The organism is Paraburkholderia phenazinium, assembly GCF_900141745.1.
In the GTDB taxonomy this organism is placed as follows: domain Bacteria; phylum Pseudomonadota; class Gammaproteobacteria; order Burkholderiales; family Burkholderiaceae; genus Paraburkholderia; species Paraburkholderia phenazinium_B.
Map to the genome: position 1 here is coordinate 3,585,731 of NZ_FSRM01000002.1, position 26,258 is coordinate 3,611,988.

At 61.6% G+C, this 26,258-nt stretch carries 26 protein-coding genes and 1 pseudogene; 14 read left to right on the forward strand and 13 right to left on the reverse strand.

Annotated elements, in window-relative coordinates; translation table 11 throughout:
- Positions 1-254 precede the first annotated feature (254 nt).
- A pseudogene (zapE, locus tag BUS06_RS35935) lies at positions 255-428 on the forward strand (AFG1/ZapE family ATPase); the annotation flags it as partial.
- Positions 429-565: 137 nt separating this feature from the next.
- Here zapE and BUS06_RS35940 read toward each other — a convergent pair.
- A complete protein-coding gene (locus BUS06_RS35940) occupies positions 566-901 on the reverse strand; it encodes a DUF2322 family protein (RefSeq protein WP_074268991.1) in 336 nt (111 codons plus the stop codon).
- Positions 902-1,038: 137 nt separating this feature from the next.
- Between BUS06_RS35940 and bla the strand changes: the two genes are divergently transcribed.
- The gene (gene bla, locus BUS06_RS35945) at positions 1,039-1,911 is read left to right on the forward strand and encodes a class A beta-lactamase (RefSeq protein WP_083611747.1); all 873 of its coding nucleotides are present in this window, start codon (positions 1,039-1,041) and stop codon (positions 1,909-1,911) included.
- Between the two features lie 103 nt (positions 1,912-2,014).
- Here bla and rbsK read toward each other — a convergent pair whose 3' ends face one another.
- The 4 genes from rbsK to BUS06_RS35965 all read right to left on the reverse strand — a co-directional run bounded on the left by rbsK (position 2,015) and on the right by BUS06_RS35965 (position 6,643).
- On the reverse strand, positions 2,015-2,947 hold the full coding sequence (rbsK, locus tag BUS06_RS35950; RefSeq protein WP_254369057.1) for a ribokinase: 933 nt from the start codon (positions 2,945-2,947) through the stop codon (positions 2,015-2,017).
- 37 nt (positions 2,948-2,984) lie between these two features.
- A complete protein-coding gene (locus tag BUS06_RS35955) occupies positions 2,985-3,986 on the reverse strand; it encodes an ABC transporter permease (protein ID WP_074268993.1) in 1,002 nt (333 codons plus the stop codon).
- Between the two features lie 2 nt (positions 3,987-3,988).
- Positions 3,989-5,611 (reverse strand): sugar ABC transporter ATP-binding protein, encoded by a 1,623-nt coding sequence (locus BUS06_RS35960; protein ID WP_074268994.1) that lies wholly within the window; start codon positions 5,609-5,611, stop codon positions 3,989-3,991.
- 66 nt (positions 5,612-5,677) lie between these two features.
- Positions 5,678-6,643 carry a sugar ABC transporter substrate-binding protein gene (locus tag BUS06_RS35965; RefSeq protein WP_074268995.1) on the reverse strand — a complete coding sequence of 322 codons (966 nt, stop codon included), beginning with the start codon at positions 6,641-6,643 and terminating at the stop codon, positions 5,678-5,680.
- A 172-nt stretch (positions 6,644-6,815) separates the two neighbouring features.
- Here BUS06_RS35965 and BUS06_RS35970 point away from each other — a divergent pair, with 172 nt between their 5' ends.
- Positions 6,816-7,688, forward strand: coding sequence for a LysR family transcriptional regulator (locus BUS06_RS35970; protein WP_074268996.1), 873 nt, complete (start codon positions 6,816-6,818; stop codon positions 7,686-7,688).
- A gap of 63 nt (positions 7,689-7,751) precedes the next feature.
- On the opposite strand, the gene BUS06_RS35975 is transcribed toward BUS06_RS35970, so the two are convergent.
- Together BUS06_RS35975 and BUS06_RS35980 are read right to left on the reverse strand one after the other, a co-directional pair.
- Complete coding sequence (locus BUS06_RS35975) at positions 7,752-8,153, reverse strand: hypothetical protein (RefSeq protein WP_074268997.1); 402 nt, start codon at positions 8,151-8,153, stop codon at positions 7,752-7,754.
- A 15-nt stretch (positions 8,154-8,168) separates the two neighbouring features.
- Positions 8,169-8,885, reverse strand: coding sequence for a class I SAM-dependent methyltransferase (locus BUS06_RS35980; protein ID WP_074268998.1), 717 nt, complete (start codon positions 8,883-8,885; stop codon positions 8,169-8,171).
- A gap of 168 nt (positions 8,886-9,053) precedes the next feature.
- Between BUS06_RS35980 and BUS06_RS35985 the strand changes: the two genes are divergently transcribed.
- Positions 9,054-10,097 carry a rod shape-determining protein gene (locus BUS06_RS35985; RefSeq protein ID WP_074268999.1) on the forward strand — a complete coding sequence of 348 codons (1,044 nt, stop codon included), beginning with the start codon at positions 9,054-9,056 and terminating at the stop codon, positions 10,095-10,097.
- 8 nt (positions 10,098-10,105) lie between these two features.
- On the opposite strand, the gene BUS06_RS35990 is transcribed toward BUS06_RS35985, so the two are convergent.
- A complete protein-coding gene (locus tag BUS06_RS35990) occupies positions 10,106-10,741 on the reverse strand; it encodes a CGNR zinc finger domain-containing protein (RefSeq protein ID WP_074269000.1) in 636 nt (211 codons plus the stop codon).
- A gap of 169 nt (positions 10,742-10,910) precedes the next feature.
- Between BUS06_RS35990 and BUS06_RS35995 the strand changes: the two genes are divergently transcribed.
- The 4 genes from BUS06_RS35995 to BUS06_RS36010 all read left to right on the forward strand — a co-directional run bounded on the left by BUS06_RS35995 (position 10,911) and on the right by BUS06_RS36010 (position 14,594).
- Entirely contained in the window at positions 10,911-11,606 is a 696-nt protein-coding gene (locus BUS06_RS35995) for an alpha/beta fold hydrolase (RefSeq protein ID WP_074269001.1), read from the forward strand.
- Positions 11,607-11,688: 82 nt separating this feature from the next.
- Positions 11,689-12,555 carry an alpha/beta fold hydrolase gene (locus tag BUS06_RS36000; protein ID WP_074269002.1) on the forward strand — a complete coding sequence of 289 codons (867 nt, stop codon included), beginning with the start codon at positions 11,689-11,691 and terminating at the stop codon, positions 12,553-12,555.
- A gap of 84 nt (positions 12,556-12,639) precedes the next feature.
- Positions 12,640-13,434, forward strand: a complete 795-nt coding sequence (locus BUS06_RS36005; protein WP_074269003.1) for a DeoR/GlpR family DNA-binding transcription regulator — start codon at positions 12,640-12,642, stop codon at positions 13,432-13,434.
- Complete coding sequence (locus BUS06_RS36010; RefSeq protein ID WP_074269004.1) at positions 13,431-14,594, forward strand: MFS transporter; 1,164 nt, start codon at positions 13,431-13,433, stop codon at positions 14,592-14,594. The genes BUS06_RS36005 and BUS06_RS36010 overlap by 4 nt, the downstream gene beginning before the upstream one ends.
- Before the next feature lie 41 nt (positions 14,595-14,635).
- Here BUS06_RS36010 and BUS06_RS38635 read toward each other — a convergent pair whose 3' ends face one another.
- Positions 14,636-15,145 carry a septal ring lytic transglycosylase RlpA family protein gene (locus BUS06_RS38635; RefSeq protein ID WP_083611748.1) on the reverse strand — a complete coding sequence of 170 codons (510 nt, stop codon included), beginning with the start codon at positions 15,143-15,145 and terminating at the stop codon, positions 14,636-14,638.
- Between the two features lie 203 nt (positions 15,146-15,348).
- Positions 15,349-16,179: an SDR family oxidoreductase gene (locus BUS06_RS36020; protein ID WP_074269005.1), complete on the reverse strand. Its 831-nt coding sequence runs from the start codon at positions 16,177-16,179 to the stop codon at positions 15,349-15,351.
- Positions 16,180-16,290: 111 nt separating this feature from the next.
- Here BUS06_RS36020 and BUS06_RS36025 point away from each other — a divergent pair, with 111 nt between their 5' ends.
- The gene (locus BUS06_RS36025; RefSeq protein WP_074269006.1) at positions 16,291-17,184 is read left to right on the forward strand and encodes a LysR family transcriptional regulator; all 894 of its coding nucleotides are present in this window, start codon (positions 16,291-16,293) and stop codon (positions 17,182-17,184) included.
- Positions 17,185-17,266: 82 nt separating this feature from the next.
- On the opposite strand, the gene BUS06_RS36030 is transcribed toward BUS06_RS36025, so the two are convergent.
- Together BUS06_RS36030 and BUS06_RS36035 are read right to left on the reverse strand one after the other, a co-directional pair.
- Positions 17,267-17,638 carry a hypothetical protein gene (locus BUS06_RS36030; RefSeq protein WP_074269007.1) on the reverse strand — a complete coding sequence of 124 codons (372 nt, stop codon included), beginning with the start codon at positions 17,636-17,638 and terminating at the stop codon, positions 17,267-17,269.
- Positions 17,639-17,837: 199 nt separating this feature from the next.
- Positions 17,838-18,824 (reverse strand): LysR family transcriptional regulator, encoded by a 987-nt coding sequence (locus BUS06_RS36035; protein WP_367946976.1) that lies wholly within the window; start codon positions 18,822-18,824, stop codon positions 17,838-17,840.
- A gap of 40 nt (positions 18,825-18,864) precedes the next feature.
- On the opposite strand from BUS06_RS36035, the gene BUS06_RS36040 reads away from it, so the two are divergent.
- The 5 genes from BUS06_RS36040 to BUS06_RS36060 all read left to right on the forward strand — a co-directional run bounded on the left by BUS06_RS36040 (position 18,865) and on the right by BUS06_RS36060 (position 23,084).
- Positions 18,865-19,395: a GNAT family N-acetyltransferase gene (locus BUS06_RS36040; RefSeq protein ID WP_438803573.1), complete on the forward strand. Its 531-nt coding sequence runs from the start codon at positions 18,865-18,867 to the stop codon at positions 19,393-19,395.
- A 312-nt stretch (positions 19,396-19,707) separates the two neighbouring features.
- Positions 19,708-20,301 (forward strand): cytochrome b/b6 domain-containing protein, encoded by a 594-nt coding sequence (locus tag BUS06_RS36045; protein ID WP_074269009.1) that lies wholly within the window; start codon positions 19,708-19,710, stop codon positions 20,299-20,301.
- Positions 20,302-20,303: 2 nt separating this feature from the next.
- Entirely contained in the window at positions 20,304-21,095 is a 792-nt protein-coding gene (locus BUS06_RS36050) for a molybdopterin-dependent oxidoreductase (protein WP_074269010.1), read from the forward strand.
- A 47-nt stretch (positions 21,096-21,142) separates the two neighbouring features.
- The gene (locus BUS06_RS36055) at positions 21,143-21,757 is read left to right on the forward strand and encodes a hypothetical protein (protein WP_074269011.1); all 615 of its coding nucleotides are present in this window, start codon (positions 21,143-21,145) and stop codon (positions 21,755-21,757) included.
- Between the two features lie 274 nt (positions 21,758-22,031).
- Positions 22,032-23,084 carry a porin gene (locus tag BUS06_RS36060; protein WP_074269012.1) on the forward strand — a complete coding sequence of 351 codons (1,053 nt, stop codon included), beginning with the start codon at positions 22,032-22,034 and terminating at the stop codon, positions 23,082-23,084.
- A gap of 58 nt (positions 23,085-23,142) precedes the next feature.
- On the opposite strand, the gene BUS06_RS36065 is transcribed toward BUS06_RS36060, so the two are convergent.
- Positions 23,143-26,220 (reverse strand): ligand-binding sensor domain-containing diguanylate cyclase, encoded by a 3,078-nt coding sequence (locus tag BUS06_RS36065; protein WP_083611749.1) that lies wholly within the window; start codon positions 26,218-26,220, stop codon positions 23,143-23,145.
- Positions 26,221-26,258: the final 38 nt, after the last annotated feature.

The window sequence follows — 26,258 nt, forward strand, 5'->3', positions numbered from 1 at the left end:
TGGAACTGGCGCGCATCGGCAACCGCCGGGTGGTCACGGGTTTGGCCATCGGTATTTCCACTAGGCGCTGTACTGCGAGTGCAGATATCGTTGAGCCCGCAGCGGTGCCTAGTTGGATGACCCTTGTTCGAAAACGACCCTGCTCAAAACGTGGAGTTGCAGCACGATGATTGACGAAGCTCGCGTCGTGAGCGCCCTGGCGGCGCGCGCGATCGTGCCGGATGACAGCCAGCGTCGCGGTCTCGCGGCAATAGCTCGACGGCGTCGAGCTGCTGTGCTTCGATGAATTCCACGTGCACGATATCGCCGATGCATTTCTGATCGGCCGCTTTCTCGAGATCGCACTTGAACTGGGCACGCGCATCGTGCTGACGTCGAACTACGCGCCGCAGGGTCTGCTGCCGAATCCGGAATTTCATGAGCGCTTCGATCTGTCGCGCACGCTGAGCCGGTTAGCCGAAATGCAATCGCGAACCTATCCGAATCTTTTCGATAGCCCTGCGGCAGCGTCCGAGATGACGACATCCCTCACCTGAGCGATGCCGCCTGTTTTACTGTTGCGCGCTCAGGCCGCGGCGGCAACCACCTCGATGCGCAACGCCTCTCCTCCCGCCGCAATGACAAGCAGACGGTCGACGTTGGGATGTGCACCCGGACGATTACGGGCGTCCGCCGTATGCTCCGCGAATACTGCCAGGCCGTGCTCGGCTGCCTTGGCATCCAGCGCGCCGAATACCTGCTGCAGATAATGGTAAACGGCGACCGAACCGTGCTTGCCAGGCTTGTTCTCAATGCTTGCCACCACAGCACGCTCGCCGTCCAGCAGATCGATACGCTCGATGCCGTCGATCGAAGGCAGTTGAGCCAGATTGTCCTTGAATACGTTACTCGGTTGAATCACTTAAGGGGCTCCATCGGTTAGATAGTGAACGTTGCGTCGGTATCTTATCCGATAGGATTCTGCACAACGCGCAAGCTCGCCCGGCGACTGGTTCGCAGAATGCGCACCAGAAAACTTCTACCTATCAGGACGATTCTTTGCCCATCTCTATCACGCGTCGGCGCCTGGCTCTCGGGCTACCGTTCCTGCTCGGCAGCGGGCTCACCACTCAGCTTTACGCAGCCACCAACCCCATCAGCAACATCGAACGCCGCCGCGGCGGACGCCTTGGTGTGTTCGCCATCGATACCGGCTCCGGCCGAACGCTCGCTTACCGGGCCGACGAACGTTTCCTGATGTGCAGCACCTTCAAGGGACTTCTCGCCGCGCAGGTGCTCGCACGCGTAGACGCCGGCAAGGAGAATCTGGACCGCCTCGTGCATTACACGGAGAAGGACCTGATCTTCACGTCCCCCGTGACGAAGGCCAATGTCGCGCAAGGCGCCATGTCGGTCCGCGCGATGTGTCAGGCCATCGTCGAAGTCAGCGACAACACAGCGGCGACCCTGTTGATGAGAGACGCTGGCGGCCCGCCCGCGCTGACCCAATTCGTTAGAGGCCTCGGCGACACCGTCACGCGTTCGGATCGCTATGAACCCGACTCCAACCAATACAGCGGCGCGCGCGATACCACGACGCCGAAAGCGATCACGAAATCAGTCGGCAAGATACTCCTGGGCAATGTGTTGAGCGCGCAGTCGCGTCAACAACTTGAAAGCTGGATGATCGATTGCGAGCCAGGCCTCGACAGGATCCGCGCAGCATTGCCGACGGACTGGGTTGCCGCAGACCGGCCGGGAACCAGCGTCGAAGAAGAAACGAACGATTACGCGATCGTGCGGCCACCGGGACGTGCGCCTCTACTTGTCGCGGCCTATTACGATGCACCGTATGTCGACATGGACGGCCGTGAAGCCGTCATGCGCGAGGTCGGTGCCGCGTTTGTCGACTGGGCCAAGCGCAGCGCGTAATGAGAGCCGGCCTGCGCAATCGGCATTGCTATCACAGCAATACGTTCGGCAGCGCAGGCCGTCTCAGCTATTTGACGTCGAAATTTTTAAAGAACGATCCGCTTCAGCCCGCGCTATCCACTTCTGCGCGCGTTGGTATCGACGGTTGCGCGCCAGCGCGCGTGACCGAAATCGAGGCCGCCCGTTGCGCCAGACTGATCGCGCCTTCAAGCGGCTGCCGCGCGGCAATTTGCGCGGCAAATACACCAATAAACGTATCCCCAGCAGCAGTCGTATCGACTGCCTGAACCTGCGGCGCAGGGAAGTGCGTCCCTTCGCCACCTTCGAGCAAAAGATAGGCGCCTTGCGAGCCAAGCGTCACGATCACATTGCGCGCGCCGCCACGTTGCAACTCTGTCGCCGCCCTTCTCGCGCCACTCTCCGATTCGACCGGCAGGCCGGCGAGGATTGCGGCTTCGACCTCGTTCGGCACGAGGTAATCGACCAGCGGCAACCATTCAGCGGGCAACGGCCCGGTTGCCGGCGCCGGATTCAGCACCGTGATCTTGCCAAGGCGCCGCGCAAGACCGAGCGTCGCGAAGACCGAATCCCATGGCGTTTCCAGCTGGCAAACCACGACGTCGCAAGCCTTGATTGCGGCCTCGTGACGCGCGACGCTATCCGGCGTGAGCTGGCCATTGCTGCCCGCAACCACGACGATAGTGTTCTGCCCGTCGTCCGAGACCGTCACCATCGCGACACCGGTAGGCTGCGCCGGGTCGACATCAATACCCGCGCAATCGATGCCTTCCGTTTCCAGATCCTTGACGCGCTGCGCGCCGTTGGCATCCTTGCCGACACATCCGACCATCGCCACTCGCGCACCGATGCGCGCTGCCGCCACCGCCTGATTGCCGCCCTTGCCGCCGGCAACCTGAGAAAACTCATGTCCGCTAATGGTCTCGCCCGGCCGCGGCAAATGCGGCGAACGCGCCACGAGGTCGGTATTGATACTGCCCACCACGAGAACCCGGCCCTGCTTCACTTCTTTCGACACTTTCTCTCTCCTGCCGATCATTCGCCGAATGACGGGATCATGCGGCGCGACGCCGGCTTCTATAGGTATCCAGCACGACCGCCACGACAATGACGGCCCCTGTAATAATGCGTTTGGTGGGTTCGGTAGCGCCAATCTGCGCGAGACCTGCGGCCAGCACCGAGATGATCAACACTCCGAAGAAGGTGCTGGTCACCGAGCCACGCCCACCCATCAAACTCGTCCCGCCAATCACCACGGCTGCAATCACCTGCAATTCGATGCCCGAGCCGGCATTCGGATCCGCCGCTTCGAGACGTGAGATCTGGAACAGCGCGGCGAGGCCGGAGAGCAGACCCATCATCGCGAATACCGCGATCTTGTAGGGCCGCGGATTGACGCCTGCGAGACGCACCGCTTCCTCGTTGGTGCCGATACCGACCAGATAGCGGCCAAACACCGTGCGCGTCAACACGAACTGCGCAACGACCATCACGACGATAGCGATCAGAAACGCGGGCGAAATGCCAAACGCGATCGGGTTGGAGAGGAAGTCGAACGCATCGCCGATGTACGCCGTGCGCGAGTTGGTCAATTGATACGCAATGCCGCGCGCCCCCTCGAGCACGCCGAGCGACACGATAAACGACGGAATCCGCCACGCCACGGTAATCGTGCCGGTCACGCAGCCCGTCAAGGTTGCGCCCGCCATGCCGAGCAAGGCGGACGGCAGCGCCGGCCAATGCCATTGCAGTGCCGCGATGCTCGTCAACGCCGCGCCGAGCGCCAGCACGGAGCCGACCGACAGGTCGATGCCCGCGATGATCAGCACAAAGGTCATGCCGATCGACATCACCACCAGGTCGGGGATCTGGTTAGCGATCGTGCTGAACGTGTCGTAGGTGAGGAAGTGCGAACTCAGCAGCGAAAACAGTACGATCATGCCGAGCAGCGCGCCAAGCAGTCCCAGGTAGTTCGAGAAACCAAGACGCGTGCCGACCGGCTTTGCGTTCTTGGGCGGTTCGTTCTGCAGCGTAGGCAGGCTGGTTGGTGCGGTCATGCTTAGTACTCCACTAATTTGTCGCCGGGCTTTCCGCCGGGCACGTGTGCATCGGGCGCGATCGGCTCGTGCAGGATTTCGTCGCGCTGCGTGTAGCCCGCGAACGCCGCTGCGAGCAGCCCGTCCTGGGTCCAGGCGCCGCGCTCGAACAGTCCCGTCATCCGTCCTGCCGACATCACGCCGATGCGGTCGCAAATCGACATCAGTTCGCGCAGATCGCTCGACACCACCACCAAAGCGCGGCCTTCCCGCGCGAGGGTGCCCATCAAGGCGTAGATATCGAACTTCGCGCCGACGTCGATGCCGCGCGTGGGTTCGTCGAACAACAGCACCATGCAATCGCGCGCGAGCCAGCGGCCGATCACCACCTTCTGCTGATTACCACCCGAAAGCTCGGATACGACCTGAGCCGGTCCTGAGCAACGCACGCGCATGGCGTCGATCTGCTGGCCCGCCATGGCCGCCTCGCGACGCGCGTCCACCACGCCGTTCTTCGACACGGCGCCCAGATGGCCGAGCGAAATATTGGCGGCGATCGGCTGCGTGAGCAGGAGGCCTTCGCCTTTGCGATCTTCCGTAATCAGGGCGACGCCATGCTTCACCGCGTCCACTGGCGAGGTGATCTGCACTTTCTCGAGCGCACCGCCGCCATATGCAATCGACACTTCGCCGGCATCGGCGCGATCCGCGCCGTAGATAAGCCGCATCAGTTCGGTGCGGCCCGCGCCGATCAAACCGCTAATGCCGAAAATCTCACCGGCCTTCACTTCGAAGGAAACGTCGTGCACCACGGGCTCGCGGGTCATCCCGCTGACCTTCAGCGCGACCTCGCCAATGCGCCGCTCGCCAAGATCGATCGACTCGCCGATGTCGCGCCCGACCATCAGCGTCACGAGACGGTCGGCAGAGAGGTTCGCCATTTCGTCGACATGCACGAGCCGGCCGTCACGCAGCACGGCGGCGCGCTTCGCGATACGTTTCAATTCTTCCAGCCGGTGCGAGATATACACCAGCGCGACGCCACGGGACTTGAGCCGCTCGATCTGCTCGAACAGCAGATCGACCTCGCGCGCCGTCAGCATCGCGGTGGGTTCGTCGAGGATCAACACGCGGCAATCGCCGATCAGATTGCGGGCGATCTCGACCATCTGCTGATGCCCGATGCCCAGGGTACCCACCAGCGTATCGGGATGGATCGCGTCGAGCCCGACTTGCGCCATGGCGTGCCGCGCATCCTCGCGCAGTTTGGTGCGGTCGATCCAGCCGAACACGCCGCGCTGCGGCAAGCGGTTCAGGAACAGATTTTCGGCAACAGAAAGCGTCGGCAGCAGGTTCAGTTCCTGCATGACCATGCGCACGCCAAGCGCTTCAGCGTCCTTGCGGCTCGCGGGCGTGTAAGCCGTGCCGCCTAGCGTCATCGAGCCGGTCGTCGGCGTTACCAGACCACCGACGATCTTCGACAAGGTGCTCTTGCCCGCACCGTTCTCGCCGGTCAGCGCCAGCACCTCGCCTGCGCGCAGGTCCAGTGAGATATCAGCGAGTACGGGCTCGGCGTAGGTCTTGCCGATGCCGTGAACCTGCAGCACGGTTTTGGCATCGACAAGGGAAAGGTTTGGAGTAGACATCAAATTGACCGAATCAGACCAGAAGCGGGCGCGTGGCGCCGGGCGGCGCCACGCGTTATACCGTTCTTACTTGGTGACCAGATCGACCGGCGTTTCGACCACGCCAGACAATTCCGACTGCTTCTTGTGTTCCGACAGTGCCTTCAAAGCGGTATCGATACCGAATACGGCCTGCTTGGCGGCGTATTGATCCGCCGTCGCGAGGACACGGCCATCGGCGAGCATCGGCTTGATCGCGCTGATGTTGTCGTAGCCGACCACCTGGATCTTGCCAGCCTTGCCAGCCGCACGTACAGCCGAGACCGCACCGATCGCCATGTTGTCATTGCCGCACAGGAGCGCCTTGACATCAGGGTTTGCGTTGAGGATCTGGCTCGCGACCGCGTTGCCCTTGTCGATTTCCCACTCGCCCGATTGCAGCGATACCACCTTCATGCCGCCGGCCGCCATCGAATTCTTGAAGCCCAGCGTGCGTTGCTGCGCGTTGGTCGTCGTCGAGACGCCTTCGATAATCGCCACGTTGTCGCCCGACTTCAGATGCTTGGCGAGGTAGTCGCCTACCTTTTGCGCGCCCTTGGCGTTATCCGGGCCGACGAACGGAATGTTCAGATCTTTCGACTTGAGCACGTCCTTGTCCAGCTGGTTGTCGATGTTGACCACAATGATGCCCGCGTCGACAGCCTTCTTCAGCACCGGCACGAGCGCCTTCGAATCAGCCGGTGCAATCACCAGCGCGTCGACCTTCGACACGATCATCTGCTCGACGATACGGATCTGGTTGGCGGTGTCCGTCTCGTCCTTGATACCGTTGGTGATCAGGTCGAACTTGTCCGGATTCTGCTTCTGATAATCCTTGGCGCCGGTTTCCATGGTGAGGAAGAACTCGTTGGCCAACGACTTCATCACAAGCGCGACCTTCGGCTTGTGCGGGGTCTGCGCGAACGCGGTGGACATGGGCAGAACCGACGCGGCCAGGAAGGCTGCACCGACTACGATAGCGCGACGTCGCGCCGGTTGGAAATGGCGAATCATTGATGTGTCTCCTGTTCGCTCGTTCGGTCTACGTACTGATAGCCGCCGAATCGTGTGATGGGTTAGGACGTCACGTTTGCCACCAGATGCTGGGACAAGCGTGAGCAGGTCCAATCCTATCCTCGCGATCTCGGTTATGCTATGCCAAATTTCAAAATCGGGCGTTTCAAAAATGGAACACGTGGACTGGGACGATCTAAGGATTCTGGTGGCCATCGCGCGCGGCGGCACCATGCGCTCCGCCGCGGCGGCATGCGATCTGAGCGCGCCTACCCTCTCGCGGCGCCTAACCGAGCTCGAACGCCGGCTGGGCGAGCCGCTGATCGACCGGGTGCCGTCGGGCTGTACCGTGACGGCCTTCGGCGCACGGGTGCTGGCGTGGGCCGAGCAGATGGAAGACCTCGCCCATCAGATCGAGCGCGCCGCGGACGTGACCGGCAGCAGCGGCCCGCACGGCACGGTGCGCATCAATGCGGTCGAGTGGCCATCGTACATTCTGTTGAAGCTGCTTGGCTCGTTTCAGGAGCGGCTGCCCGGCCTCCAGATCGAAGTGCTGACGTCTCGGCGGCCTTATAGCCTCGCGCGGCGCGAAGCCGACATTGCACTGTGGTCCGAGTGTCCGGAAGAAGGCGACCTGTATGTGCGCCGGATTGGCCGCATCCGCTTCGGGCTGTTCGCTTCGCGCGATTACTATCTGCGGCACAAGGCGGCCATCGCCAGAAAGGAGTGGGACAAGCTGTCGTTCGTCGGTTATGACGACCGGCAGCCCGATCATCCCGCCACGCAATGGCTGAAAACCCTGACCGGCGCGCCGGCGCCCTCGCTTCGAAGCAGCTACGGCATGGGGGTGTTCGATGGCGTGCTGGGCGGCTCCGGGCTCGGCGTGCTCGCCCAGCTCGCGGGCGACACGACGAGCGATCTGGTCTGCGTGGAGCGGCACATCAAGCCGCTCGACCAGGACGTGTGGATGGTGCTGCATCCTGCACTGCGCGACAGTGAGCGCATCCGCACCGTGGCGAATCTGATTGCCGAGATTTTCCGCTAGGCATGGGGTTGACCCGAAGGCCGGATCGAACTGGCCGCATGAGATCCCGGCGTGACAGGCTGGTTATTCCTGACGCTGAACGATCCGGCCGTCGGCGAGATCAACCGTTTCGCCAACCTTGAGCGCCTGTACCTGCTGGACCTGTTCCGCCGAGAAGCGGTGCTCGGGGTCATGGAAAACGTGCAGTGGATAGACAAACGTCCCCTGCTTCCAGTAGCGCCGGTCGAAGGTCACGGCGAACTTCTTCTCGCTCTGCCTGACCGGCGTAAGCGAGGTCAGCTTCGCGCGAAACTTCACCACCTCGCCGCGGACGAGATCGCGCTGCGACGCCACCATCATCCCGACTTCGCTTGCGGGATCGTTGGCCTCCGGGCAGTTTTCCGCCGCCTGGACAGCAGCCTCACCGGCCTGAACCAGTCCTTGCAACCACCGCTTCGTGTCGGACAGCGGGTTATCTTCCATCATGATTCGCATTTCCTGTCACTGACTCAATTTGCCAACCGGTGCCTGGACCTGGGCCTGGACCTGCGCGTGAAAAATCACCGACGCGGGCTTGCCGGTTCTCGGGTCCAACGGCTCCTGCAATGCACGCAGGACGAGCCCGCTATCGCGCATCAGTTCGACCCATGCCTGCAAGGTACGGAAGTACCACGGCGGGGCGTCGGTAAATGCCGGACCGAAGCCGGCCCACGAGCCCGTGCGCCAGCCATCAACGTACGGCAGATCGCCGCACGAAACAAGAGGATGGAGCGTCTGCACAAGCAGGCTCCCATCTGCTTCGAGCAGCGTTGGCATGATCCGCAGCAGACCCTCTACCGACTCCTTGCCGAGCAGCGAAAAATTGCATACTACGACATCGGCGCTCGCTTTGAACTGCCCTGTAACGATCTCTTCGTACGACTGAACCCTGCCATCGATTACCCCCGCCTGCTTCGCTGCAGCCAACAGTTCGGGCACCACGTCCACCGCCGTCACGCCGATACCGCGTTGCTGCAGCGCGAGCGCTAGCCACCCCTCTCCGCAGCCGAGGTCGATGACAGTCCTGGGCTCGCAAGCCAGCACCGCATCCACGATGGCCTGATCCGTAACCAGACGGCGGCTCTCGATTTCGCGGGCGCGTACTGCCTGTGTCCAGGGCGAAGCATTGTGCCGCCACGAGTCGATGATCTTGCTGTCGCTCAGAGGGTCGAGGTTCATGGGTCGTTCCAACGACAAGTCAGGCCGTATCCTACCTCTCCCTGCGCAAGTGGCGCATACACCGCTGCGTCCCCGGGATGGGGAAACTGTTATTCTCTCCTCTCCCGACTGCCGCATGGTCGCATGTGATGGACCAACCGCCTGGCATCAAGCCAGACAGGACGTTGAATGTTCGGTTTTCTGCGCAGCTTCTTCTCCAACGATCTGGCGATCGATCTCGGCACCTCAAACACGCTGATTTACATGCGCGGCAAGGGTATCGTCCTCGACGAGCCATCGGTCGTGTCCATCCGGCAGGAAGGCGGCCCGAACGGCAAGCGAACCATTCTCGCGGTCGGCAAGGAAGCCAAGCAGATGCTGGGCAAGGTGCCGGGCAACATTGAAGCCATTCGCCCGATGAAGGACGGCGTGATCGCCGACTTCAACATCACGCAGCAGATGATCAAGCAGTTCATCCGAATGGTGCACGCACCGCACATTTTTGCGCCGTCGCCGCGCATCGTGATCTGCGTGCCGTGCGGATCGACCCAGGTCGAGCGTCGCGCGATCAGGGAAGCGGCCCACACCGCGGGCGCGGCAAAAGTCTATCTGATCGAAGAACCGATGGCCGCCGCAACCGGTGCAGGCCTGCCCGTTTCCGAAGCCACCGGCTCGATGGTGGTCGATATCGGCGGCGGCACCACGGAAGTCGGTGTGATCTCGCTCGGCGGCATCGTCTACAAAGGCTCGGTGCGCGTGGGCGGCGACAAGTTCGACGAGGCGATCGTCAACTACATCCGCCGCAACTACGGCATGCTGATCGGCGAGCAGACCGCCGAAGCGATCAAGAAAGGCATCGGCTCCGCGTTTCCCGGATCCGAAGTCAAGGAAATCGAGGTGAAGGGCCGCAACATGTCCGAAGGCATACCGCGCAGCTTCACCGTTTCCAGCAACGAAATCCTCGAAGCGCTGACTGATCCGCTGAACCAGATCGTATCGGCGGTCAAGATCGCACTCGAACAGACCCCGCCTGAACTCGGCGCCGATATCGCCGAGCGCGGCATCATGCTCGCCGGCGGCGGTGCGCTGCTACGTGATCTCGACCGGCTGCTCGCCGAGGAGACCGGCCTGCCTGTGTTCGTCGCCGAGGCGCCGCTGACCTGCGTCGTGCGCGGCTCCGGCATGGCGCTCGAGCGCATCGACAAATTCGGCGACGTCTTTTCCTACGAATAAGCCGATGCTTACTGGCTGAGTTCCTGCGCCTTGAGGCGCTTGCGGTGGGCCGCAACCTTCGCGCGGTTACCGCAGAGCGCCATGCTGCACCAGCGGCGCGCGTGACCTCGCGTGTGATCCGCAAACAGCAGCGTGCAATTCACCCCTTCGCACGCTTTCACCAGCGTGAAGTCTTCCTCGCAGACGAGTCTGGCCAGCGCTTCGGCCACCGGCATCAGCAGCGACTCGGCTGACTGCCAGCGCCGCTTCGCGCGAAGCTCGAAAGTCGTCACGCCATCCACGGTGTTCGCGACGATTTGCCGATGCTGTTCGTCACGCTCCAGCAACTGATTCACCGGTTCGAGCTCGCGCAGATCTTTGGCGCTCAGAGGCCGTCCCTTGTGCTGCTTCACGAATCCCCTGAACCACTCGCGCAACTCGCGCGCCTTCGCTGCCACCTCATCGAGTTCGGCAAGCGTCGAACGGCGCCGGATGGCTTCGAGTGCTTCACGCGGCACAAACGCTGCCTGGTCCAGCCAGGCCAACAGGCCCTCGCCGTCGCTGATCCAGTCAACTTCCTCATCCACCGGCGTCGCCACCGAATTCAGAAAATCCAGTCCGGGCGCGTCGGCCAGGAACATCGCGGGTATTTGGCGGTAGTCCATCTCTTGTGACGAATACAGAGTGACGATAGACACATCGTAACCACTAAAAAAGCTCTTGACAAGTTACATCTGCACTTTGTAACCTATAAATACGCACTACACAGGTTACAAAGAGACGTCAATGTGTGCGCACCCAAAGCGGCACCCACTATCTTGTAAGGAGCGAAAAATGGCGATTGGCAACGTAAGCGTGGTGCTTGTGCACGGCGCATGGGCAGACGGTTCGAGCTGGAGCAAGGTCATCGAACGTCTGGAAGGACAAGGCATCCGCGCGGTCGCGGCACCGTTGCCGCTTACGTCGCTGCAGGACGACGTCGCGGCGCTGAACAGAACACTCGAGCGGATCGACGGTCCGGTTGTGCTTGCCGGACACGCTTACGCCGGCGGAGTGGTCGGGTTAGCGCGCGCAGACAACATCAAGGCGCTGGTCTACGTGACGGCTCTGGCGCCCGACGAAAGTGAAACCGTTGGCGAGGTGTTCTACCGCGCTGAACCGCATCCGCAGGCGCCCAAGCTTGCACCGGACCAGCACGGTCTGATCTGGCTGCCTGACGATGCCTTCCCGGCGGCGTTCGCACAACACGCGGCTTCACAGGAACTGACGGTGCTCCGCGCGGTTCAACGCCCTATTTCGGTTGCCTGTATTGGCGAGCCGGTGGGACGTCCGCTTTGGAAGGACGTTCCGAGCTGGTTCCTGATCGCCGAGCAGGATCGCATGATCAGTCACGACACCCAGCAGTTCATGGCGCAGCGGATGAACGCGCGGGTGCATTCGTACCCGGTCGATCACACGCCCATGATCACGGCCCCTGACGCCGTGACGAACGTGATCGTCGAAGCGGTTAAGGCAGTATCGGCTCAATAAAGACGCGGGCCACATTCGTATCCGTGCACATCCCCTGCTCTGCACCGCAGGCAGACCCGTTGATTCATTCAGGAGAAAACTCATGTCATCTATTAGCTATCGTTCCGCCGACGTAGACGGCGTCAAGGTGTTTTACCGTGAAGCCGGTCGTCAAGGCGCCCCGAAACTGCTGCTTCTGCACGGCTTTCCGAGTTCGAGCCACATGTTTCGCGATCTGATTCCGAAGCTGGCGGACCGCTTCCATATCGTCGCTCCGGACCTGCCGGGTTTTGGGCAGTCCGACATGCCGGCTCGTGAAAGCTTTGCGTACACGTTCGACCACATTGCAGAGGTGATTGGGCGTTTCACCGAGGTGATTGGCTTCGACCGCTTTGCCATGTACGTATTCGATTACGGCGCGCCAACGGGCTTCCGGCTTGCCGTCAAGCATCCCGAACGGATCGCCGCGATCATCTCGCAGAACGGCAATGCGTATGAAGAAGGGTTGAGCGACGGATGGAATCCGATCCGCGCCTATTGGAAAGAGGCTTCGCCGGCTAATCGCGAAGCGCTTCGTGCGCTGCTGACACATGAAACGACCGTATGGCAGTACACGCACGGCGTGCCGGACGCGTCACTCGTGTCACCCGACGGCTACTCGCTCGACGAGTTTTATCTGAGCCGTCCGGGTGCAGATGAAGTGCAGTTGGATCTGTTCCGCGACTATCGGAGCAATGTGGCGTTGTACCCGGCGTTCCAGCAGTATTTCCGCACCCATCAACCGCCGCTTCTCGCGGTGTGGGGCAAAAACGATCCGTTCTTTCTACCCGCTGGCGCCGAAGCATTCCGGCGTGACCTGCCGGCGGCAGTGGTGCGCTTTCTCGATACCGGGCACTTCGCGCTGGAAACGCATGCTGCGGAAGTCGCTGCGGCGATTGGCGAATTCCTGAGTGCGCAGGAACGTTCCTGAAATTCAGTCGTTGCCGGCAATTCTCGTTTACGATACATTATGCTCGTTTATGATCGATTCACCCAACCGAGCAAGGATCGCCAGATGCAACGAACCCGACAGGACGCCATGGATGGGCTGCTGCCCGACGAGCGCGAGCAGCTCATCCTCGAGCGTCTGCGAACCCAGGGCCGGGTGCTGGCGTCCGAAATCGCGGCCGAACTCAACACGTCCGAACACACCGTCCGCCGCCACTTGCGCGACCTCGCGAGCGCCGGGTTATGCAAGCGCGTGTACGGGGGCGCTCTGCTGACTTCGCCGTCTCATCTGAACGCATCGACGCGTATGAAGGCAGATGTGGATCGCAAGCAACGCCTTGCCATTGCTGCTGCGTCGATCGTGCAGCCCGGGCAGGTGATCCTGCTGGACGCGGGTTCGACCAATGTTGCGATCGCGCAGGCGCTTCCGGACAACGCAGGGCTGACCGTCGTGACGAACTCGCCAGAGGCTTGCCTGCGTTTGCTGGATCGGCCGGGTTTCGACATCGTTCTCATCGGCGGCAGGGTCGGCGGCGATGTCGCGGGCGCGCTGGGGTCGACCGCACTGCTGCAGGTCCAGCAGATCAAAGCCGACGTCTGCTTCCTGGGCGCGTGCGCCCTCGATCCCGTCGAAGGCATTGCCGCCTTCAATGCCGAAGATGCCGAACTCAAACGCGCCATGCTCAAATCGAGCAGCGTGCTCGCGATTGCGATGACGACCGAGAAACTGATGACAGCGGCGCCTTTCGTTGTCGGGCCAGCGTCCGCCATCGACTGTCTGGTCGTTGAAGCCGATCTTGCCGCGGATCGCATCAGCGAACTCGAAGAAGTCTGCGACAACGTGATGGTGGCAACATCATGAAGCCGATCAGGGAACGCCTTGCGACTCTCGCCGTTTTTCTCGCGAATGGCTTTGGGATCGGTGCGTGGGCGGTCGAAATTCCGCGCATCAAGGAGCACCTCTCGCTAAGCGACAGTGCGTTGGGGATCGCGCTGTTCTGTTTCGCGCTGGGCGCGATCGTCGCCATGCCGCTTGCGGGCAGGCTCGCTCCGCGCTTCGGCAGCGGCCGGGCAACCGCACTGCTCGGCGTGGCGTTTTTTATCGCGCTGCCACTACCCGCGTTTGCGCCCAATCTTCCATTGCTCTGCCTGGTACTCCTTCTGCTTGGCGCGGCAAATGGTGCCCTGGACGTTTCGATGAACGGTCACGCAAGCGCGATCGAAACGCAGTGGCGCTCGCCGATCATGTCGTCATTCCATGCTGCATGGAGCGCAGGAGGCCTAACCGGTGCGGCGACGGGCGCGCTGATACAGAAGTGGGGCTTCGGCGCCGCCGGCGGTCTGTTGCTTCCCGACGCTTTCATTGGAGCGCTGATTGTCGCGGCGGCAGTTCTCGCACTGCGCGATGTCGGGGTCCGCGCAAGCAAGGCAGCCGGTGGCTTCGCTTTACCAGACGCAAGTCTGATGAAGCTCGCTGCGTTGGCCTTTCTTTGCATGATGGTTGAAGGCGCCGTGGCCGACTGGAGCGCCGTTTTCCTGCGCTCTGTCCTGAATCGGGAGGCAAGCGTTGCGGCCATCGGATATTCTGCTTTTGCCTTCTCCATGGCGGCGTGCCGTGTGATCGGCGACGTATCCGTGCGTCGACTGGGCGCGAGTACCGTGGTCGGACTCGGTGGTTTTCTGGCCGCAAGCGGCTTCGCCCTGGTGCTGGGCTTACCCAATGTCTGGACCGCCGTCGTCGGGTTCGTGCTTGTCGGTCTTGGCCTCGCCAATATCGTGCCGGTCATTTTCAGCGCTGCGGGCCGCTCGGCTGCGACACCTGCTGTCGGCGTATCGATGGCAGCCACTGCAGGTTATGCGGGCTTTCTGGTGGGGCCACCGTTGATTGGTTTCGGCGCGGGTTTCGTGGGCTTGCGGCTGGCATTGTGTGCGCTGCTGATTGCAGCGTTGATCGTCTGCGCTGTGGGTGGCAGGGCCGTGCGGAGTGCGGGGATGTCGACTCGTCTGGCGACGTCGAAATAGGATGCGCTAGCGCCAATCCTGCTCGACAGTACAGCGCCCGCTCAGTTGGTGATACGGCCATCCCGCAAGTCGGCCGACGGTTGGCCGTGCACGTTTTCCGCCACGCCTGAACCGGCCTTGACGCTGCCGTCAGGCTGCGGCACTTCAACCGGCTTGACTTCGACGGGAGCCGTGCCGTTCTCCTTCAAACCGAGCTTATCGGCAGTCTGGGGAGACACATCGACGATTCGGCCCTTGACGTAGGGGCCCCGATCCCTGATTTCGACGACCGTACTGCTGCCGTTTTTCAGATTGGTGACTCGAGCCTTGGTGCCAAGCGGTAGCGTTTTGCTCGCGGCGGAATTCGATTGCGGATCCATCGGCATACCGTTGGCCATCTTCTTTGTGTAAAAGTTACGGCCGTAGTAAGAAGCCTTGCCCTTGCGAGTTTTGCCGGAGAGATCGAGATGAGGCTTGTGAGTTGCGCTTGGGTTTGGGTTTGCGTTTGCTGGGCCGGCATTCGCTGATACCTGCTTTTGCGCTGAAAATGCCGTGCTGAAACAGCATGACATCACAAGAAGCAGAACCGGTCCGAGCGCATGCCTTCGGACCGGCGTCCATGGCTCTTTCAGGCCCACTGTGTCCGCGTCAGGGAGAAGGCCCCGTGGCCGACTCTCCCTGGTATGAAGATTACTTTTCACCTGCCACTCCTCTTCAGCCTGACGAAAGCGGCGGGCACCGGTTCAGCTATCAGGAGCGCTCCGGTCAACAGACCTTAGTTGTCCCGATCGACGGAGAGCGCCAGATGTTTCTGTGCCTCCAGCGACTGTAGCCGCTCGGCCAACGCCTGGCTGATCGAGGCGTAGGCGGTACTGCCCAAGGTCAGCCGCAAAGGCGGCCGATCTGCATCGACCGCGTCAATCATCGCATTGACCGTTTTGGCAGCATCGCCCTTGAGAACGAAACTTCCGGAAGACACCGCCTTGCGCACTTCACCGGCTGGTGTACTGTCGTAGCAATTCATGGGCCGCGCGTGCTCCAGACCCTGGCGAAAGTTGGTGAGAGTCGGCCCCGGTTCGACGATCAGAAAATCGATGCCGAACGGCGCGACCTCCTTGGCAACGGATTCGACGAAACCTTCGATCCCCCACTTGGTGGCGTGGTAAAGACTGAAGTTTGGATAAGCGATTTGTCCGCCCTCCGACGACACCTGAACGATCCGCCCTCCACCTTGCTCCCGCAGATACGGCAGGACTGCGCGGATAAGCTGGATCGAGCCCGCAAGGTTGGTCGAGATCTGCCGCTCGATCTGCGCGTCGCTTAGTTCTTCGGCAGCACCGAAGAGACCATAGGCCGCGTTGCTGACCACCACGTCGATGCGCCCCATCCGTTCGAAAGCATCTGCAACGGCGCCTCTGATTGCCTCGACATTGGTCACGTCGAGCGTGACGACATGCAGGCGATCGCTGTGCCGGGCAAGTAATTCGTCCAATGCTCCGGGTCGCCGCAAAGTTGCAACGACGCGGTCCCCACGCTCCAGTAAACGTTCGGTGAGGATGCGGCCGAGGCCGGTGGATGTTCCCGTAATGAACCAGGTTTTGGCCATGATGCGCCTCCAGTGAAGAAAAGGTGTGGGCTGTAGGGATCCATGCTATGGCGCTATCATTGTTGCGACAATCACCAATGAATGGCATGAGCAAGTGAAAATAGGCCACCAATGAACAAGCCGACACTGAGCGATCTACGCGCTTTTATGGCCGTTGCCGAACACCGCAGCTTCCGGCGCGCGGCCGACCTGCTTGGAATCACACGCTCAACGCTAAGCCATGCCGTGCGCGGATTGGAGGACAGCGTCGGAGCCCGTCTGCTGCACAGGACGACACGCAGCGTGTCGCTGACCGAGGCAGGCGAGCGCCTGCTGGGCCGTCTCGATCCACTGATGAGCGATCTCGACGCCGCACTGGAGGAAGTCGCAGGCGAGCAAGGTCACACAACCGGTACGCTGCGGATCAACGGCGGCGAAAACGCCATTCGATTATTGCTTCAGACAGTTGTGCCGGAATTCCTGGCGCGGTATCCCGGCGTGGAGTTGGACCTGGTAGCGGACGGACGACTGGTGGACATTGTTCAGCAAGGCTTCGACGCAGGTGTGAGATTGGGAGAAGCCGTGCCCAAGGATATGGTGGCGGTTCGGCTTGGACCTGACATGCGCTTCCTCGCGGTTGCTTCGCCGGAATATCTGGCGGCTCATCCGGCGCCCAAAACACCTGATGCACTCATGCAGCACCAATGCATCCGGCAGCGTCTGCCTAGCGGCAAACGCTATCGTTGGGAGTTTCTCAAGCGACGGCAAGAAGTGGCGATAGACGTTCCGGGCGCTTTGACGCTGGACAATAACCAGTTGATCGTCGAAGCCGCGATGAATGGGCTCGGTATCGCGTATGTTCCGGAACCCTATGCGCGTGCGGCATTGCGCGATGGGCGACTCGTTCCGGTGCTGGAGGATTGGTGCCCGACGATAGCTGGCCTGTTCCTTTACTTTCCGCGCACCCGCCATATGTCGACGAGCCTGCGGGCGTTCATCGATATGGTGCGGGCGGTTAGTGGATGAGTTCTCTTTCGCAGACCGCAACGGCAATGGTCATATGAAACAGCCCGCACTCACGACCAGCAGGCTGGTAAAACAGCGCGTGTCAGTGTGTATTTCTGACCGGATGGAGTGCAACTGCGGAGACGTGATCGCGACGTGTGCGGCGCACCGCGTGCATCTTCTGAAGGTGTCGCAGCGTTGTACGCGCCGCTCTCACTGCATCGGATAAACGCTCGACGGCGCCCGCAGTGAAGATGAGGAACAGTGCGCCAATAATGACCGCATACGCAGTGACCGACATCACCGCGAAGCGTGCATTTTCGTCGTTGCTGTGCGACGCCCAAACATCAGGCAAATGCAGCAGGATGAAACCGGCCCCGGCAGCAAGCGATGCCCATAACGAAAACACGGCGATGGAAAAAAGAAAGTAGCAGACGCTGCGTGTGACTCTACCGGTGACGCGTACATAGCTCATGATCGACTCCAAGAAAGTCGCCCCGGCGTTCTTACCGGAAGCAACCGGCCCTGATGCCTCAATTACGGCAGTCCGAACTAATGACTTTAGGTCGAACAACCGTTTCAAGTGCGGTGAACAGCCGGCGCGGACCGCCCGTGCTTTCAGACGCGATGTCGATTAAACATATTATCTGGCAGTCCAAAGATTCGGAGGGAAGCTAATCTTCAGACAAAGTCCGGAACGATTTTAGGATCTCCGCAAGGCCGCCATACAGACGCTTGTCGCGTCTCACTACCGCAACCAGTTTGCGATGAAGACGCGGGGACAAGGATCGAACCACCATCCTGCTTCCGGACTCCTCGTTGCGGACCGCGAGTGCGGGAAGGATCGCGCAACCGAGACCGGCTCCGACCATCGCCTTGGTCGCTTCCACACTTCCCAGCGACATCACAGGCCTGAGCTTCGTACCGCTCCTCGCAAACCATTCGTCGGTAATCCTACGGGTATGGCCACCGGGTTCGAACAGAATGACGGGCCGGGTGGCGAGCGCGGCGGCGGTGATACGAGTCGGCAATTGCATGCCTGATGGGGCCACCAGCACAAATTCGTCATCCATGACCGGCGCAATGTGCAGGCTGCGGCTCGATACGGGCATCGTCACGAGCCCGACGTCCAGGATATTACCCTCGACCGCCTTGACGATATCCGCGGTATTGCCCGTCGTGACCGTGATTTCGAGGTTCGGAAATCGTTGGCGCAGATTGGTCAGGATAGGCGGAAGCAGAAAGATGCAAGCCGTCGCGCCGGTGCCAATGCGAATACGCCCCACGCCCTCCTCCGCATGACGGAAAACGGCCGTCACTGCCGAGGTGACCGCTGCATCAATTCCCGCGGCATGTGCCAGTAGCTCCTCCCCTGCGACCGTCGCTCTCGCTACGCGCCCGACGCGCTCGATCAACACCGCGCCGAGGCTTTTCTCGAGCTGGCGAATCTGAAGGCTCACGGCCGGCTGAGTGAGCCGGAGATGATCGGCTGCAGCAGAAAAGCTACCGCGCTCGACAACGGCAACAAAGGTCTTCAGGTAGTCGAGATTCAAGCCCTTCATATCAAAGAATTCCTTATCGATTGCATACGATACCAAATCTTCCTTTATATCTACGATCGGGGCATCATGCATGTCGAACGTATGGGTTGAGCCGCCCATGACGTGTCTCCTACATCGAGGCTCAGGAGTGAGGTAAATGGTGGAATCAGAAGTTGAGAGTGCAATTCGGATTCGCGACGCGGCGACAGTCGACATGGCAGCCGTGCAGGCCATCTACGCGTACCACGTGTTGCACGGCAGCGCCTCGTTCGAAGAGACACCCCCCTCCGTCGACGACATGCTCGGACGCCGCGACGCAGTGTTGAAGGCGGGGCTTCCCTATCTGGTGGCGCAGAGGCAGGGCCGTGTAGTTGGCTATGCGTACGCGACTCCGTATCGGCCGCGTCCGGCATATCGCCACACCATCGAGGATTCGATCTACGTAGAACATGGGCTCGACCGTCTCGGGATCGGCCGAGCGCTGCTCGCGGAATTGATCCAACGGTGCGAGCAAGGGCCATGGCGGCAGATGCTTGCCGTTGTCGGCAATAGCGAGAACACGGGATCGCTTGTGTTGCATGAACGTCTCGGCTTCCGCACAGTGGGAACGCTGAAATCGGTCGGATTCAAGTTCGGCCAGTGGGTCGACACTGTGCTGATGCAACGGGAGTTGGACTCTCACCAGGAATAGGCGGTCGCCCCCTCTCCGAAGTCTTCTTTTCATGCCACCGGTGCCGCCGACAGCGCGCACCGGCCGGCGCCGCGCACCAGACACAAACACAAGCACAAGCACGATGCCGTGGGTCGGTCATTTGACCGATACCGCTGTCGTGGCGCGCCTGCGATCCTGTCGTCAATCCAATCCACCCGGGCCAGACAGGGCAACTCCGCTTTCTTGACTGCACCGTCGCGCCAAGGTCCCGGCACGCTGAACTACGTCTTATGCAATGCACGCTCGCCGCCCCATTCCTGTTCGCAAGTGCCAATCGTCCGTGAGGTCGCTTTGAATCACGCCACTATTCACCCCGTGTGGGTTCGCATTTTTCACTGGATTAATGCCGCCGCTGTTATAGCGATGTGCCTGAGCGGTTGGGCGGTGTACAACGCGTCGCCGATATTCCCGGCGTTCAGGTTTCCGGCGTCCATTACGCTGGGTGGCTGGCTAGGTGGCGCGCTGCTCTGGCACTTCGCGGTCATGTGGTTGCTGGTCGCAAACTTTCTCGCGTATCTGGGACTGGGCCTCGTAACGGGGCGTCTGCGCAAGAAACTCTTCCCGGTCAGCCCACGTGCAATTGGCTCCGACCTCGTTGCAGCCCTGCGAGGCAAGCTTAATCACGGCGATCTGAGCCGTTACAACGCCGTGCAGAAGTTCGCCTATCTCGTCGTGATCGCGGATATCGCGCTGGTCGTGCTGTCGGGATTGACGATCTGGAAGCCCGTTCAATTTCCGCTCCTGCGCACGGCGATGGGTGGCTTCGATAACGCACGCATCGTTCACTTTGCCGCAATGAGCGTACTCGTCGGCTTTTTCGCGGTGCACGTCGCGATGGTCGCTCTCGTCCCGCGTTCTTTGCTCACCATGATTCGAGGCCGGTAACCATGAATTCCCGAAAAGGTCACCCGACGCCCGCGCCGGCATACCGGCCCGACGCGCAATCGATCATCAGAGACGCGCAGAAGGAGCTCTCATCGTCCTCACGGCGTTTGTTTGGCAAACGGATCCTCACGCTGGGCGGCTTGATGCTCCTGTCGGGTTGCGATCTGACGAACGACAAATCCGTCGACACGATGCTGCGCCGAATCTCCTCCTTCAACGACGACGCTCAGGCATTGCTGTTCGATCCGCGCAAGCTGGCGCCGACGTACCCGGAATCGATGATCACACGGCCATTTCCGTTCAATGCCTACTACGACATTGATCAGGTGCCGGATGTCGATGCACAAACCTACCGTCTCGAACTGAAAGGACGGGTCAAGGGCAAAGCCGACTGGACGCTCGACGAACTGCGTGCGTTGCCGCAACAAAGCCAGGTCACCAGGCATATCTGCATTGAAGGGTGGAGCGCAATCGGCAAGTGGGGCGGAGTGCGATTCGCCGACTTCCTGCAGCGAGCGGGAGCCGATACCACCGCGAAGTACGTTGCACTGCACTGCGCCGATAACTACTGGACGAGCATCGACATGCCCACTGCACTTCATGCGCAGACGCTGCTCACGCTGACCTATGACGGCAACACCCTGCCTGCGAAGTACGGCTTCCCGATGAAGCTTCGGATGCCTACCAAACTGGGCTACAAAAACCCGAAGCATATCGTCGCCATTACCGTCACAAACGAATTTCCCGGCGGGTACTGGGAAAACCAGGGTTACAACTGGTTCGGCGGCTCCTGAACCGCGAACCGATGACTTTTAACTGCAATCAACCACACGGAGCACCTATGTCCATTCGTCTCAAACTCGCTGTTTCAGCTGTCGCATTGACGCTCGCTGGCGCTGCATTCGCTCAATCCTCCGCCAACAAGCCCGAACGGATCCGGGGCGAGATCGTATCGCTTTCGGGTAACACCTTGCAAATCCACCGGCGCAGCGGCGATACAGTCAACATTGACCTGAAGGACTCGACGGCGCTGAACGCCGTGAAGGCAATCCAGCTTTCGGATATCAAGGCCGGCTCGTACGTCGGCGCGGCGGCGATGCCGGGCCCGGACGGAAAGCTGGTCGCCAAGGAAGTGCTGGTCTTCCCGGAGGCCGCGCGCGGCACCGGAGAGGGTCACTACGCGTGGGATCTCGGCGCAAACAGTTCGATGACGAACGCCAACGTCGACACTGTCGTGGAAGGTACGAGCGGACGCGACCTGAAGCTTTCGTATAAAGGCGGCAGCAACACCATCAACGTGCCGGCCAACGCTCCAGTCGTGACGGCCATTCCCGCGACCCGCGACGACCTGACTGCGAACAAAAAGGTATTCATCGTGGCAATCCCGGCGAAGAACGGCTCGTATGACGCGAATGTGGTCGTCGTCGAGAAAGATGGTGTAGTACCTCCCATGTAATTCCGGACCGGGACGCGATCACCTTTCTGTTGTAGTCCCAGGTTATTAAAGCGTCCTGGACCACAGAAAGGGGATCGCGTTGTCTCCCGCTTCGGCTCATCAAGGATGACCCAAGCGCCATATCTGATGCATATGGATAGTGCATCACATATGTATTTTACATTTACATCGGCCGCCTCTACGATTTGCTCCATTGCGTTGTTTGCCCCCTGCCTGCCGCAACATCACCCGGCTTGCGACGCAAATGAAAACAGCAAATCTCAGGAGACGGTCAGTGAAAAAGAAATGTCTTGTCGCCGCGCTCGCGGCGACCGGATGCGCCTGCGCGCACGCCCAATCGTCCGTGACCCTCTACGGCGTAGTCGACACCAACATCGAATATCTGACTCATGCAAGCGCGACGGGTGGGTCGCTGGTTCGAGAAAATTCAGGTGGACTTAGCAACTCGCGGTTTGGTTTTCGCGGCACGGAAGATCTGGGTGGCGGCACCAGCGCGTGGTTCGTATTGGAAGCCGGCTTTAACAGCAACGACGGCACGCCTGCCACCGCCGGTACGCTGTTCAATCGCACTGCAGCGGTGGGGTTGTCGAACGCCTTGGGATCGCTCTCGGCCGGCCTGCAATACACGGCCATGTACGACACACTCGAAAAGTACGATCCGATGGGTTACGCGCCTCAGTACACGTGGTTTCCCACCACCGGATCGTCGGACGACTTCTCCTACAAGGCGCGCCTCAACAATTCCGTGAAGTACGTAGGGCAGTTTGGCGGACTAAAGGCGATTGCCGATTACAGCTTCGGCGGCGACGCAGACTCGTTCCAGAGCAGCGCGGCCTATGGCGGTTCGCTGGAATACAGCACCGGCACGTTCGCGGCAGCGGTGGCTTACGATTATCGCAACGGCGCGATCACTTCGACCGGCACATGGACCAAGACGCGCAACCTAAGTTTCTCTGTCCTGGAGCATATCGGCAACGGTGAAATCATGGGTGGCTATGAGCACTACCTGAACGATCCGACCAAGGGCTCGACGGTTTCGGCCGCAATGTGGTTTGGCGGGGTGCGTTACCGGTTCGTACCAAGCTTCCAGCTAACGGCCGGCACCTACTATCAGTCCAACAAGACGGCGAACGTATCGAACTCGTGGATGGGCGTGCTAAGCGGCGACTATTCGCTATCCAAGCGCACCGATCTCTATGCGACCGTGGCGTATGCCGCAGCGACACGCTATGCGAATGGGACTTACACGCCCATTGGCGTAACGGACGCCACTGCCTTTGCGTCCAATCAGACAGGTGTCACGCTGGGTATCCGGCACCGCTTCTGAACGTTGTGCGCGGTGGGCCGGGCAGTCGCCATCATTCAGGATACCTGACTTGCTCGACTCAACGGTCCACCTCGAAAGAATCGCCCGCCCAGCGCCAGGCGCTGCGGCCGGCCTCTTTCGCCGCGTAGAGCGCCATGTCCGCGGATTTATACAGCCCCTGGGCATCCCGTGAGTCCTGTGGACAACGCGCAACCCCGATGCTCGCCCTGACCTCCAGCGAAAGCTTGCGGTACGGAATCGGCTCAGCGAAGGTGGCGATGATCCGCTCGCACACCTCGGCCACCGCATCGCGCTCGCCTGGATCTCTGAGCAGCACGGCGAACTCGTCGCCGCCAAGGCGCGCGACAAGATCGATCTCGCGCGTGATCAGCCGCAGGCGTGAGCCAACGGCCTTCAACACCACGTCGCCAGCATCGTGGCCGTGGATATCGTTGATCGGCTTGAAGCGATCGAGGTCGACCAGCACAAGCGCGAATTCCGCGCCGCGACGCGCCTGCTCGATCAGGAGTTGCAGATCGTCGTTGAAGTGCCGCCGGTTCGCGAGGCCCGTCAGACTGTCGAAGTAAGCCAACTGCTCGAGCCGCTGTTCGCTGGCCTGCAATTCCGCCGTGCGGCGCACCAGCTCATCGGAACGTTGCTGGAGTTCCTGGGTCCGCTCCGCGATCACCGCCTCCAGCGTCAATGCGCGTCGCCGCAGCAGGCGCATGCGCACGTGCATCAGCAGGCCGAACAGCGCCAGCAGCAGGAGTGCCATGATCACGCGAAACGTGGTCCTCTCGTACCACGTCGGCACAACGCGGACGGGCAAGCTCACCGACTCGGTCCATTGACCTCCGGCACGGTTCGACGCCCGCACCTGCAGCGTGTATTTTCCGGGCGGCACATTCGTATAATGCGCGACGCGCTGCTCGGCGGATGACTCGGTCCACGTATCCTCCAGGCCAGCCAGGCGATAGGAGTAGCGCGTGCGTTCGGGGGCCGAGTAATCGAGCAACGCGAAAGCCACTTGCACCGTGCGTTGCGAAGGGCCGAGCCTGAGCCCGGACGGCGGTAACGGCCGGCCATCGGCATCGGTCAGCACGATGGAAGCCTTGAAACGTGCCGGCTGGAATTCGCTCGGATGCACGATGGTCAAACCGTTGCCGCCGAACAGCAGATCGCCTTGCGGTGTCGTCCCGGCCGCTGAGGTCCAGTACGGCAGCAGCCCCACCCCGTCGGCCTGCTGCAGCAGCGTCGTGGTCAGCGTGTTACCGTCGATGCGCAGAATGCCGCTGTCGGTGCTGACCCAGGCGTTGCCCTGCTCGTCGAGCAGCAGGGCATTCGCGGCGTTTTTCTGCAGACCCTGATCGTGACCGATGCTGTCGATTCGCGTAGGCGCTCCGCCCACCCCGGGCTCGACCACACGCACGCCTCCGCCATAGAAAGCAATCCACAGCCGCCCGCGCTTGTCCTGCACAACCGAAGTCACGTGGGTGCTAGGCAGGCCGACACGCCCGGGCCCCTCCGGCCAGGGCCGCTCGAGCCGGCCGGTTGTCGGCCAGTACCGCGTAAGTCCTGTCTGCGTGCCGACCCACAGCGTCCCGTCTGCGCCGGCGCTGAGGTTCGTGATGTCTTCGCCCTGCAGGCCGGGGACACTGTACGCCGTGGCGCCTTGCGCGGACAGGTCGACATAGCTCAATCCGTCCGTGCCGCCGATCCAGAGCTTGCCATCGACGAGCGACACCGCCCTCACCAATGCAGTAGGCGAAATGCCAGGGAACTCCATCCGCTCGACACTGAGACCGTCATCACGCGTTCGGTACAAACCCTTAGCAGTCCCGATGTAGACGCTACCGTCCGGTGCGCGTGCCATCGAAAGCACTGCGCCCCTGGGAAGCGCGGTCCGCGACAGACCGTCCTCCGCCGTGAGACGCCGGCCGTGCTCGCGGTCAGGCGGGACGATGTCGACGCCGCCGATATCGGCGCCGAGCCAGACGCTGCCGTCGGGCTGGACAAGCACCGCCGTGACCTCTGCCCGCTTGCCGCCGAGCAGGTGGCCGTCGCTGCCATACCACGTGGATATCGCCCGCTGGGAGGGATCGATCGAATCGAACACATTCGGTCCGCCGGCCCACACAAACCCACTGCGATCGCGCAGTAGCGCCGCCACGTCGTCCTCGCCCAGGCTCCCAGGAATCCCGGCATCGTGGCGCAGACGCCGGGTCGCCCAGCTGCGGGTGTCGACCTGCACGATGCCCTGGGCCCACGTGCCGAGCCACACGTGACCGTTACCGACATCGACGATCGCGCCGACCCAGTCGGTCTCGACACCCTGCCCGTCGCTGCGTTCGCTGTCGCGCAATTGCTGCGCCGTCGTGGCACCTGGTTCGATCACGAAGGCACCGGTCGCTCGCGTCCCGACCCAGACCCGCCCTTCCCGGTCCTCTGCCAGTTGCCAGACCTCGATAGCGGCGCCCGTGAGGCTCGTCGCCGGCACCGCCACAAAAGCCTGTGCGCCGGCACGCAATACGTAGATCCCGTCGAGCGTGCCGGCCCACAGGTTGCCGCCGCGATCGACGAGGAGCGCGCTGATCCGGTGCGCGGGCAGGCCAGCGGGGATGGCCCCACCGCCTGCGCGCCGCACCTTGCCGGTGTTGAGATCCAGCCGGTCGAGGCCGGCCTCCGTGCCCACCCAGAGGCCGTCCGGGCCGTCAGGGGCAAGGGAGAATACGCGTACGCTGCTCAGGCCCTGAGGGCCCGCGCCCAGCGTAGAGAAGGTGCCAGCTGCCTTGTCGAGTCTTGCGAGACCGCCACTGTCTGTGGCCGCCCAGAGGCGGCCCTCGCGGTCCTCATACAGCGCATTGATGTAGGAAGAAGGCAAGGTGCCAGGCTTGCTCGGGTCGGCAATGTAAGTGCGGAAGCGATAGCCGTCCCAGCTGGCGAGACCCGTTTGCGAGGCGATCCAGATCAGGCCGTCCCGGTCCTGCAGCATTGCCGTGGGCGTAATGTCGCTCGGCATTTCGACATGGCGAAAAACCGGCGTCGATCCATCGTACCAGGCATCGGCTGCTCTGGCGGGCGGTACAGCCGCGACCATCTCCACGCAGACGAGAAGGCAACTCAGGATACGCAACGAATGGCGCCTCCACTTATGCATGGAATTCTGGTCCTCGATAGGTCGTTCGCCGCGCAATG